9 protein-coding genes are annotated in these 12,099 nt (G+C 63.3%); 8 read left to right on the forward strand and 1 reads right to left on the reverse strand.

The window, feature by feature from the left end:
- Positions 1-173: 173 nt before the first annotated feature.
- Positions 174-1,142, forward strand: a complete 969-nt coding sequence (locus tag IB277_RS28800; protein WP_210333184.1) for a TerC family protein — start codon at positions 174-176, stop codon at positions 1,140-1,142.
- A 136-nt stretch (positions 1,143-1,278) separates the two neighbouring features.
- Here IB277_RS28800 and IB277_RS28805 read toward each other — a convergent pair whose 3' ends face one another.
- Entirely contained in the window at positions 1,279-2,694 is a 1,416-nt protein-coding gene (locus tag IB277_RS28805; RefSeq protein WP_060517859.1) for an aldehyde dehydrogenase family protein, read from the reverse strand.
- A 96-nt stretch (positions 2,695-2,790) separates the two neighbouring features.
- Here IB277_RS28805 and IB277_RS28810 point away from each other — a divergent pair, with 96 nt between their 5' ends.
- The 7 genes from IB277_RS28810 to IB277_RS28840 all read left to right on the forward strand — a co-directional run bounded on the left by IB277_RS28810 (position 2,791) and on the right by IB277_RS28840 (position 12,006).
- On the forward strand, positions 2,791-3,732 hold the full coding sequence (locus IB277_RS28810) for a LysR family transcriptional regulator (RefSeq protein ID WP_192372214.1): 942 nt from the start codon (positions 2,791-2,793) through the stop codon (positions 3,730-3,732).
- Between the two features lie 117 nt (positions 3,733-3,849).
- Positions 3,850-4,392, forward strand: coding sequence for an RNA polymerase sigma factor (locus IB277_RS28815; protein ID WP_034787638.1), 543 nt, complete (start codon positions 3,850-3,852; stop codon positions 4,390-4,392).
- A 165-nt stretch (positions 4,393-4,557) separates the two neighbouring features.
- Positions 4,558-5,556, forward strand: a complete 999-nt coding sequence (locus tag IB277_RS28820) for a FecR family protein (protein ID WP_060604463.1) — start codon at positions 4,558-4,560, stop codon at positions 5,554-5,556.
- A 117-nt stretch (positions 5,557-5,673) separates the two neighbouring features.
- Positions 5,674-7,980 carry a TonB-dependent receptor gene (locus IB277_RS28825; protein WP_192372216.1) on the forward strand — a complete coding sequence of 769 codons (2,307 nt, stop codon included), beginning with the start codon at positions 5,674-5,676 and terminating at the stop codon, positions 7,978-7,980.
- Positions 7,981-8,090: 110 nt separating this feature from the next.
- A complete protein-coding gene (locus IB277_RS28830; RefSeq protein WP_034787636.1) occupies positions 8,091-8,381 on the forward strand; it encodes a DUF2218 domain-containing protein in 291 nt (96 codons plus the stop codon).
- Positions 8,382-8,483: 102 nt separating this feature from the next.
- Entirely contained in the window at positions 8,484-10,268 is a 1,785-nt protein-coding gene (locus IB277_RS28835; RefSeq protein WP_192372218.1) for an IucA/IucC family siderophore biosynthesis protein, read from the forward strand.
- Entirely contained in the window at positions 10,252-12,006 is a 1,755-nt protein-coding gene (locus IB277_RS28840; RefSeq protein ID WP_192372220.1) for an IucA/IucC family siderophore biosynthesis protein, read from the forward strand. Before IB277_RS28835 ends, IB277_RS28840 begins: the two co-directional genes overlap by 17 nt.
- Positions 12,007-12,099 lie beyond the last annotated feature (93 nt).

The raw sequence follows: 12,099 nt of genomic DNA on the forward strand, positions 1-12,099 counted from the left end.
CGAGTTCTTGAAAAAAATCATAGGCCTCCCTTGATACCGGAAAACCGAGCTCCTATCTGCCGCCTAACCCGCTGGTCCGGGCCCCTCTGGCGAGAGCTTCGGCACTCTTGCGATGTCGGACCTTATTCCGACAACATGTGCCGATTGGGGACCCGTCTGTGGACTTTTCCTTCATGTCTGTAGTGTGGCTGGGAACGCCACTGTGGCTGTGGGCGAGCTTTTTCGCCCTCGTGATCGCTATCCTGTCGTTCGACCTTGGTATTCTCCATAAGGAGAACAAGGAGATCAACGTTGCCGAAAGCGTCAAGCTTTCCGCCTTCTATATCGCCCTCGGCCTGAGCTTCGGCGGCTTCGTCTGGTGGTATCTCGGTGCCGAGTCCGGCCTTGCCTATATGACCGGCTTCGTCGTCGAAAAGACCCTGGCGCTCGACAACGTCTTCGTCATCGCCCTCATCTTCTCCTTCTTCGCCGTCCCGCGCATCTACCAGCACCGCGTTCTCTTCTGGGGTATCCTTGGCGTTATCGTGCTGCGCGCGATCATGATCGGCGTCGGCGCGACGCTCGTCGCCGAATTCTCCTGGGTTCTCTATATTTTCGCTGCGTTCCTGGTCTTTACCGGCATCAAGATGCTGGTGATGAAGGAGGCCGAGCCCAACGTTTCGGACAACGCGCTCGTGCGCTTCATGCGCAGCCGTTTCAACGTCACCGAGGAACATCACGGCGAGCGCTTCTTCGTGAAGCTCGTCAACCCGAAGACCGGCAAGATGACCTGGTTCATCACGCCTCTTTTCATGGCGCTCGTCATGGTCGAGGTGGCCGACGTGATCTTCGCCGTCGACTCGGTTCCCGCGATCTTCGCGATCACCACGGACCCGTTCATCGTCTACACCTCGAACATCTTCGCTATCCTCGGCCTGCGCGCCCTCTACTTCGCGCTCGCTGCCATGATCCATCGCTTCCGCTACCTGAAGCCGGCGCTGGCCGTCGTCCTGATCTTCATCGGTTCGAAGATCTTCGTCGCCGATCTCCTGGGGCTAGAGAAGTTCCCCGCGGCCCTGTCGCTCGGTGTCACCTTCGCGATCATCGCTTCGGGTGTTGTCTGGAGCCTGGTCAAGACCAAGGAAGAGCAACTGCCGGCATAACGCCCGGGCTCATCCGACCGTGACGAGAAACGCGGCGGCCTTCGAAAGGGGGCCGCCGCGATCTTTTTGGCCTTGCCGAGCGTGGGGTTGACCCTCGCCCGGACGACCCGTCGGGTCGAGCCGTCCGGGCGAGGCATCACCCGATGATCGCCTTCGGTTCGAGGAAGGCGTCGAGGCCGAAGGGACCGAATTCGCGGCCGATGCCGGATTGCTTGAACCCGCCGAAGGGCGCTTGAGCGTCGGCCGGGGTTTCGTTGATCACCACGCGCCCCGCCTCCAATTGTCGGGCGATGCTGCGCATACGTTCGGCGTCGGTGCCAAGAACGTAGGACTGCAATCCGTATTCCGTGTCGTTGGCAATCGCGATCGCTTCCGCTTCCGTTTCGTAGGAAAGAACGCTGAGCACGGGGCCGAAGACTTCCTCGCGCGCAATCCGCATGTCGTTGGTCACACCGGAAAAGACGGTCGGGCGGACGAACCATCCCCGTTGCAGCCCTTCCGGCCGGCCTTCGCCGCCGACAAGAAGCGTCGCACCCTCTTCCTGCCCCAGGCGGATATAGGCCTGGACACGCTCCCACTGCCGGGCGCTCACCATCGGGCCGATGTCGGAGGCCGGATCGCTCGAAGGTCCGGGTCGCAGCGCGGAAACGGCGTGCGCAAGGCGCGATATCACCTCCGTATGTCTTCGCTTCGGAACAAGAAGCCGGGTTCCGGCGATGCAGGCCTGCCCGCTGTTGCGGAAGGCCGATGCCAGAACATGCGGGATCGCCCGGTCGAGGTCCGCGTCATCGAGCAGGATCTGCGGCCCTTTTCCGCCCAGTTCGAGCGTCACGCGCTTGAAGCTTTCCGCTGCATTGCGCAGGATCTCCCGACCGGTCGTGGTGGAGCCAGTGAAGGTGATCTTGGCGATGTCGGGATGCCGGCTGAGTTCCGCGCCGACCACGTGGCCGTAGCCGTTGACGACATTGAGGACGCCATCGGGCAGTCGCGCTTCGTGCAAGACTTCGAGCAGCACCTGGGTCTGGATAGCGCTCATCTCCGACGGCTTGATCACGATGGTCGTGCCGGCCGCGATCGCCGTGGCGAGTTTGGTGCAGATGAAGCCGATGTTGCTGTTCCAGGGTGTGATTGCCGCGGCCACGCCCACGGGTTCCATCACCACCTCCGCATTGCCGATACGACGGGTAAAGGCGTAGTCGGCCACGGTCCTTGCCGCGACGTCGAACACGTTCGCGGCGTGCGGCACGGAGAATGCGAGGAACGACTGCGGCGCGCCGTATTCGATGGTCATGGCCGCACGAAGCGCATCGGCGTTGGCGGCGACAGCCTTCGCCAGCGTTTGCAGCATGGCGATGCGTTCGGCCGGTGTCGTTTGCCGCATGGCCGGGAAGGCCCGTTTCGCGGCAGCAATGGCCGCGTGCGCATCCCGATTGTCGCCCAGCCGGACCTCGCCGATCTTTTCCTCCGTGGCGGGATTGAAAAGCGCGAAGCGCTCGTCGCCGTGAGGCGCAACGAAAGCGCCATCGACATATATCTGCTCAATGATCTTCATCGTCCGATTTCCTGTTGCGATGAAAAGGATATGCATCGGAACGATCGTCAGGATAAGATCATCAATCACAGACACTCTGATGAGGAAAATAGCGCAATGAAGGCGAGCCTGTCCGAACTGGAGGCGGTGGCGGCAATCGCGCGGCTCGGCGGCTTTCGGGCCGCTGCCCGGGAACTCGGGGTTTCGTCCTCGTCGTTGAGCCATGCGGTCCTGGCGCTGGAGGCGCGCCTCAATGTGCGCCTGTTCAACCGCACGACGCGATCGGTGGCGCTGACGACGGCAGGCGAGGCTTTCGTTGCCGAGATCCTGCCGGCTCTTGCCGCCATCGACGGCGCCGTCGAGCGGGCGACGGAGTCTCAGGCACGACCGAGCGGCATGCTGCGGCTCAACACCTCCCCGGGAGCGGCGAAGATGGTTTTGCGGCCGCTACTGATCGAGTATCTGAGGCGATATCCAGAGATGGCGCTGGAGGTTGCGACCGACAATGCGCTGGTGGATATCGTAGCGCTCGGTTTCGACGCCGGGTTTCGTCTCGCCGAGGCGGTTCCTCCGGATATGGTCGCCGTTCCGGTCGTGCCTCAGTCGCGCATGATCGTCGTGGGTTCGCCGGACTATTTTCGCGAAAGAGCGGTGCCGCTGCTGCCGGGCGATCTGAGGCAGCACGCCTGCATCCGGGCGCGCATGGCAAGCGGCAGGATCTATCACTGGGAGTTTTCCCGGCGCGGGGAAAGCGTCGAAATCGATGCGCCGGGACCGCTCATCCTCGACGACAGCGAACTCATGCTTCAGGCGGCTCTCGGCGGGGTGGGACTGGCCTATCTCTCCGATCATCACGTCCGCGACGACGTCGAGGCCGGGCGTCTGGTTCCGGTGCTGGAAGAGTGGACGCCGCCCTACGATGGGCTATGTCTCTATTTTCCTGGCCGCCGGCACGTACCGGCGAAATTGCGTGCCCTGATCGATCTGGTCCGGGAACTGCGTTCCGGCGGCCCCCGCGCGCCCGCTCACAGCCCGCATTCGCCAGCCTTGAAATTTTAACATGAGTATTACAGACAAGTTTATTTCTGCGTGCTAAGAGACACGGCGCTCGATTGGTCCCTTGGCCATAGATCGCCTCTCGGCAGGGGTGCGCACGCCGCGCCAAATCGAAATTATATGATCGGATCAGACACAGTGGTCGACATCGATACGCGCCATCAGGTCTATTTCGCCAACCGTACTGCCCTGGTCGCCTATGCCACGCGGATCGTCGGATCGCGGGAAACGGCCGAAGATATCGTGCAGGAGGCCTTCATTCGATTTGCGCCGGCAAACACCGGCAATCCGCCTTCTGCCGGACCGTCCGGGCTTTCGCTCGCGTATCTCTACAAGATCGTCCGCAACCTGTCCCTCGACCTCTTGAAGCGCCGCAAGATCGAAGCGCGGGAAGAGCAGAGCGAGCCGCCGTTCTGGTCGATGCCGATCGAGGTGCCGACGCCCGAGGACATCATTCTCGTCAGCGACGAAATCAGACGCATCTCCGGCATTCTCGAAGACCTTCCCGAGGAAGTGCGGGTCGCGCTCGAGATGCACCGTTTCGGCGGCTACACCCTCGAAGAGATCGCCGCCCATCTCGACATCTCCGTCGCGACGGCGCACCGCCACGTGCGCGCCGCCATGATGCGGGTTGCGACAACGCTTGCGGGTGGGGCCTCCTAGAATTTCAGGGGTCCCCGTGTGAAAAAAAATCGGGTGCTGGTCGTCTTTATGACAGAGCGAAAGTATCACGGAAGCGTCCCGCTTCCCGGTGACGCCGCTTGACGGGGTTGGGGGCTACAGAAACAAAGTGCTAGGGCGTCGAACATCCAAGCGGCAGGCAGGGCTTTGACCAAGGACAACCACATATCGGAGGCGCTGCTCGAAGAGGCCATGGATTGGTTCCTCGAGTTGAAGGCGCGCCCGAACTGTCGCGACACGCAAGCCCGGTTCCGCGCCTGGCTGGGCCAGTCGGAATTGCATGGCCAAGCCTGGCAGACGGCGTTGCGGACCTGGCAGCTGCTCGGTGAGGTGCCGCCGGTGCACGAGCATCTATGGCGTGGGGCAAGGCCGTCCGTTTTCGTCGAGCCACCGGTCCGCCAACGTCGCCGGATGGGAACGGGCGGCTTGGTCGCCGGCGTGGCGCTGGCGCTTGCTGCCTGCCTCGTCCTCTTCGTCTCCCTGCCGTCGCTTCTCGTGTGGTGGCAGGCCGATCACGTGACCGATACGGCGCAAAACAGGACGATTACGCTTGCGGACGGGACGATCATCGAAATGGGCGGCGGCAGCGCCATCGCCACCGACATCAGCGCCGGCACCCGCCATGTCAGGCTGCTGAAGGGCGAAGCCTATTTCAACGTCGCCCGCGATCCCTCGCGTCCCTTTGTCGTCGAGGCGGGTGGCGTCGAGGTGTCCGTGCTGGGGACTGCGTTTGATGTGCAGCTGGCGAGCACGGAGACGACCGTCGAGCTGGCGCACGGCACGGTGGCCGTCTCCTATAGTGCAAACGCGCACAAGCAGAATTTCGAACTGGCCCCGGGAGAAATGGCGACGGTGAGCCATGCGACCGGCGCAGTCTTGCGAAGCGCGATCGCGGCGGATGATATCGGCGCCTGGCGAAGCGGCAGGATGTTCGTCAATGATGTCACGGTCGCCGCTGCCGCCGAGCGGCTGCAGCGCTACCATTCCGCCTGGATTTCCATTCCGCAGCCGGATCTGGCAGGGCGGCGTGTAACCGGCGTCTACGATCTGAAGGATCCGGATCGGGCGCTCCAGGCGCTGGTGCAGCCTTTCGGCGGCAAGGTACGCGAGGTGACCCCCTATGGCCGCATCCTGACGCGGTTTTAATTGGAGTAAAAAAATCAGGAAAAAATCGCGCGCCGGTGAAAAAAAATCCGGGGCCGGTCGTCTTTGGTTGGAAACGCGCGCCCGCAAGGCCGCGTGGAATGCCGAGACGGGGGTAAAATGCGTTCGCCGAAATGCCGCAAGGGACATCTGAAATTCGATACGGGACGTCGCCGTGAAAGACGGCGCCTGCTGACGACGACGGCGATCGCCGCGTTTTCCTCCCTCGCGCTGATGCCCGTTTCCACGGCCTCCGCCCAGCAGACCACGTCGCGCGTCAGCAACGCCCGCAGCTTCGACATCCCGTCGCAGCCGCTTTCCACCGCGCTCAACGCCTTCGGGCGGCAGTCCGGCCTGCAGGTGACCCTGGCGGCTTCCACCTCGCAGGGGCTTCGCTCGGCGACGGTCAGCGGAACGATGACGGCGGACCAGGCGCTTGCCCGGCTTTTGTCGGGCACCGGCATTTCCTACAGGATATCGGGCGGCACCGCGCTGGTCGGCTCGGCCGTGTCGGCGGGTGGCAGCGCTGCTGTCGCTGCGGACGGAGCAACGGTGCTCGATCCGATTTCGGCCTTCGGTGCCGGGCCGCTCGGCGCCGGCGAGATCGTCATCTCGTCGGAAGACCTGAAGCGCAAGAACCCCGCCAACATTGCCGACGTGTTTTCCGGCGAGCCCGGCATTTCGGTCGGCAGCTCGTTGCCGATGTCGCAGAAGGTCTACGTCCACGGCATCGAGGAAACCAGCCTCGCCGTGACGATGGACGGCGGCCGACAGAACAACAAGGTCTTCCACCACAACGGCACCAACCTCATTGACCCCGGCCTGCTGAAGGCCGTCAACGTCGATGCCGGCGTTGCGCCGGCCGATGCCGGTCCCGGGGCGCTTGCCGGCGCGATTGCTTACGAGACGATCGACGCGCGCGATCTGCTCGATGGCGACGGCTTCGGCGGCTTTGTCACGTCGAGCTACAATTTCAACAGCGACACGGTGACGACCGGGATCTCCGCATACGGCATGCGCGACGGGCTCGAGTTTCTCGGCTACTTCAATTTCGGCAACGGCAACGATTTCACCGCCGGCAACGGGCAGGACGTGGAAGGCACCTCGACAGACGTGTTGAGCGGGCTTGGCAAGCTTGCCTACGAGTTCGACAGCGGCGACCGTTTCGAGATCAGCCACGACCGCATTCGCGACGACGCGCCGCGTCCGTTTCGCGCTAATATCGGCTTTATCGACGGACGCCCACCATGGGAGCCGCGCGTGCGCGACTACACGCTCGACCGGCAGAACACGGTGTTTACCTATACCGACAGCACGCCGGAGGGCTGGTGGGATCCAACGCTGATGCTCGCCTACTCCAGGACGGAGGTCGAAATTCCGATCATCCTGCCGCCGCGCCTCAACATTCCGCCCTATCCCGCCACCGGCACCACGAGCAGCTTCAACGGCAAGTTCGAGAACAAGTTCTCGTTCGACATGGGTAGCGTCATTGCCGGCGTTGACTTTTATGACGACAAGGCTGACCTCGACGACATGTTCGATGCCAGCACCGAGAAGGCGCGCAATGTCGGCATCTATGCCCAGGCCCGGCTCGAGCCCTGGGAGAGAACGCGGCTCTCCTTCGGTGCGCGCGGCGACACGCAGCAGTTTACCGGGACGACGGGAGAAGAGTGGAACAATTCGGGCCTCAGCGGCAACATCTCGGGCGAGTACGACCTCATCGAGGACCTGCTGACCGCCAAGGCGGGCTATTCGCACGTCTGGGCAGGCATTCCGCTCGCCGAAAACTTCATCATGAATCCCAACTGGAACTATGGCAGCGGTCCGAAGCCGGTGACGGCGGACAACTATATCCTGGGCCTGGAGGCGAACTACAACGACTTCACCGTCGAGGGCAGCGTCTTCCAGACCGATATCGATGACGCGCGCACGCCGCGTTATGCGGTCACGCGCGGGATCGAAGCGCATGACGTCCGCTCGCGCGGCTTCGAGATCGGCGCCGGCTACAGCTGGGGCGATGGCTTTTTCAAGGTGAAATACGCCAATATCGACGTCGAGATCGACGGCAAGCCTGCCGATTCTGATCTCGGCACCTATCTGGCCGCGCCGGCCGGCCAGATCATCACGCTGCAAGCGGTCCACACGCTGACGGACTGGGGCGTCACTTTCGGGGCCGACGCGGAAATTGCGCTCGACTACGACGACGTTGCCGACGGCAGCAAGCCCTTCGAGGGCTACCAGGTCTTCAACGCCTTTGTCGAATACGTGCCGCCGGAGCGACCGAACCTGTTGCTGCGCGCCGAACTGAAGAACATTTTCGACGAAACCTATTCGGACCGGGCGACCTACGGTCAGGAGTTCGGAACGGTGACGCCGCTCTACGAGCCGGGCCGTTCCTTCATCCTGACCGCCAAGGCGACTTTCTAGGGCGTCCGCGACCGCAACGGCCGCCGCCTCCAGGTGGCCGTTGCCTCAACAAGCGGAGGCGGCCACCCAAGCGCCGCCCACGCAAGCGAAAGCCGAAACAGGAGTTCCAGATGCAAGAAGCCACCACCCATTTTGCGACGGAAGACGGCCAGAAATACCTGACGCAGCTCTGCAAGCATTTCGCCCACAAGGTCGACGTCGAACAGGAGGGCCCGCGCGCCGAGCTCAGGTTTTCCTGCGGCACCGGCTACCTCCATGCCACATCAGAAGGCTTGAGCATCCGCGCCCGCTCACCCGATGACGCCAACCTTGCGGACACGAAATCGGTGATCGAAAGCCATCTTCTGCGCTTCGCGTTCCGGGAAGAGCCCGATCCGCTTGCCTGGCAGCCCGCCGGCTAAGCGAACCGCTCGCAAGCTAGTTCCGACAAGAAAATTCAATGTGTTGGTCGAAAGCGCCCAACGCAATTGCGCGGCTATGCGTGTCGCGTGCCGAGGATCAGGATGCAATCGTCTAGGCAAATCGCAGAAATCGCCACCTTTCAAAGCTTCGCAAACTGCTACCTGCGCGAAGTCAATCCGGGCATCCGGGCCATGCATCGCGCCGCAGGCGGCGCCGTCGATTGCGTGGAATGGTCTCTTCCCAGGCAGCAGATGATCCTGCGCGCCGAGGTGACGTCGCCGTCGCTCTGCGGCCCACACCATTTCGGCAGGGTCTGGGGCAGGGGCGTGTCCGACGCCACCTGGCGCCAGATTGAACTGATATCGGCCCTCCATATCCTGGTGCACGAATGCTACCGCCAGGTCGACGAGGCCAAGGCCGACGTTTTGCGCGGCTTCGAGCTCGAACTCTTGATGCGCGTGCTCGAAAGCTACCAGCAGACGGCGCTCTACATCGACAGGGCCGCGCCGGAGCCGGCGGACGGCGACCATTTCATCGAAGCGGAGCAGTCACTCGTCTTTGGCCATTGGCAGCACCCGACGCCGAAGAGCCGCCAGGGCATGACCTATTGGCAGCAGGAAAGCTACGCGCCGGAACTGGGCGGCCAGTTCAAACTGCACTACTTCGCGGCAAAACGCGGCGATATCAGGCACGATTGCGCGCGCGCGGTTGCAGCGCCCGAGATCGTGCGGTCCCTCGTCGGGCCGGATGCCAACGGGATCGCGCTCGGCGACGACGATTATCTGTTGCCAATGCATCCGCTTCAGGCTGAAGCCCTGCTGCTTGATCCCGATATCCGCGGCATGCTGGGGGAGGGGCGGCTGCGGCATCTCGGCCCCGCCGGCCCGGCCTTTACCGCGACCTCGTCGGTGCGCACGGTTTACGGCGCCGATGCCGGCTGGATGCTTAAATTTTCCCTGCCCGTGCGCATCACCAACTCCGTGCGTCTCAATCGTCGTCAGGAGCTCGAAGCGGGTGTCGCAATGGCGAAGCTGATTGACCGGATCGGTTTTGCCGAACGCTCGCGAAACTTCCGCATCATTCAAGACCCCGCCTATATCACGCTCGAGCTGCCGGGACGCAGCGAGAGCGGCTTTGAAGTCATCCTGCGGGAGAACCCATTTGCGGACGGCGGCGGGCGGGGCGTCGTCACCGTCGCGGCCCTGACGGCCGATCCGCTACCGGGGCTGGTTTCGCGCCTCGAACGGCTGGTTCGGACGGTCGCCGCCCGCACGGGCGAGAGCCTGCTCGATGCGACGCACCTCTGGTTTCGCCGGTATCTCGATTGCGCCGTCGAGCCGCTGATCCGCCTCTATGACGACTACGGTATAGCGCTCGAAGCCCACCAGCAAAACAGCCTGCTGGACGTCGGCACCAGCTATCCGTCCGTCAGCTACTATCGGGACAATCAGGGCTTCTATCTCTCGGAGCGGTACCGCAGCCTGATTGCCGGCCATGTGCCCGAGACGCAAACGATCGCGTCCCTCTATTTTGCCGAGAGCGAAATTCGGGATCGCTTCGCCTATTACCTGATCGTCAATCAGGTCTTCTCGGTGATCAGCCGCATGGGCCATGACGGGCTCTGCGACGAGAGCCTGCTCCTGCGCGAACTGCGCGCGCATCTCGAGCGCTATGCCACCCGAATGAGTGGCGCCGGGCGTGACTTTGCCCGTCACGTGCTCGACATGCCGACGATCGTCTCCAAGGCCAACCTGACGACGCGTCTCTACGACGTCGACGAACTGCAATCCAGCAACGCGCCGTCCCTTTATCGCCCCGTGCCGAACCCGCTGAGGGCGCCGGCTGTTCTGACTGCGCCGAGGACCGACCATGCCATTGCCTCTTGATCTCAAGGGCCGCCCGGACGAGCGGGTGCTTCGCCAGCTCGTTGCCGCGCTGCTGTTCGAAGGTATCGTTGAGGCCAGCGAGCACACGGACGGGGATGTCACCACCTTCCACTGGTCGATCGGCGGCCGGCAGTTCCGCTGCCACGGCGCCATCGGCCCCTTTGGCCGGCTCCGGCTGGCTGCCGGATCGGTAGAGATGCGCGATGATGCGGACGGCTGGGTCGTGCCGCCGCTGGCGCAGCTGGTATCCGTCCTGCCGGGCAGCGGACCGACGCGCGGAAAGCTGCTCAACGAACTCACGCAGACGATCGCCTTCAGCGCCTGGAACGAGCGTCAGGTACCGGCGCGGCTGCGCCGCGCTTTGTCATTTGCGGAGTTGGAGGGAGCGCTTGAGGAGGGCCATCCCTATCATCCCTGCTACAAGGCGCGTACCGGCTTTTCCGTCGCCGACCATGCAGCCTATGGGCCCGAAATGGGAGGAGCGTTCCAGCTCGTCTGGCTTCTGGTGGCGCGCAAGCATCTTCGCTGCGCGATCCCCGGTGACGAGGATGCCTTCTGGGAAGCGGAACTGGGGGAGGAAACCTGGTCCGAACTCCGGGCGAAGCGGCAAGAGCGCGGTGTTTCGCCTGATGCGTTCGGTCTCGTACCGCTGCATCCCTGGCAATGGCGCGAACTCCGTGAGAGACAGCTTTCTGGCTGGATCGCCGCGGGCGAAGCCCTTTGCCTCGGCCCGGCGGGGGACCGATACACGGCGACGCAGTCGGTCCGATCCCTGTTGAACCGGGACCGACCGTTGGCCGCGAGCGTCAAGCTGCCGCTCAACATCGTCAACACCTCGTCGCGCCGTACCCTTGAGCCGCATTCGGTCTGCACGGCGCCGGTGATCTCGCGCTGGATCGCCGAGATGGTTGCCGGAGATCCGGCCTTTCGCGACCGCTATCCGCTCACCGTCCTGCAGGAATATGCCGGCATCATAGCCGACAGCGACGGCCCTTTGGCCGGACAGGTCGCAGCCATCTGGCGCGAGAACGCGGAAGCGACGCTTGGCTCCGGCGAGGCCGTCATTCCCTTCAACGCGCTGATGATGGTCGAAGCGGACGGGCGTGCCTTCGCCGACGACTGGATCCAGCGCTTCGGCTTGATGCCCTGGATCAACCGCCTGATTGAAGTCGCGGTCCTGCCTGTCTGGCACCTGCTGGTGCACCATGGGCTTGCGGTAGAAGCGCACGGGCAGAACATGCTGCTCGTCCATCGCGATGGCTGGCCGGCCCGGCTGATCCTGCGCGATTTTCACGAGAGCATCGAGTTTTCGCCGGGCTTTCTGCGCGCGCCGGAAAAGGCGCCGGATTTCCTGTCGCTCGAGCCGATCTACCGGGAGGCGGAGCCCGACCAGTTCTATTGGACGGACAACCTGGATTCGCTGCGCGAATTGGTGATGGACACGCTGTTCGTCTACAATTTGAGTGAGATCTCCCACCTTCTCGACCACTGCTACAACCTGCCGGAAACGCTCTTCTGGCAGCGCGTTCAAACCGTGCTTGCCGCCTACGAGGCGGAGCACGGCGCGACGGAGCGGCTGGCGCAGCTCGGCTGCGACCAGCCCCGCATCCTGACCGAATCCCTGATGACGAGGAAGCTGCTCGCGCTCAAGCCGGAATACCACCACGAGGTGGCAAACGCCTTGGCCGCAAGGATGCTTCAACGAAGGAGGTGGCATGAAAGAGACCGCGTCCGCTGAGAGAACGGATCACTGAGATGGCGATGATGATTGAGGGACAGCCACGCTTCCGGCCTTTCGGCTTATCCTGTTGGGGTTTTGGAGATCTCAACA

Source organism: Ensifer sp. ENS07 (assembly GCF_014852185.1).
Classification (GTDB): Bacteria; Pseudomonadota; Alphaproteobacteria; order Rhizobiales; family Rhizobiaceae; genus Ensifer; species Ensifer adhaerens.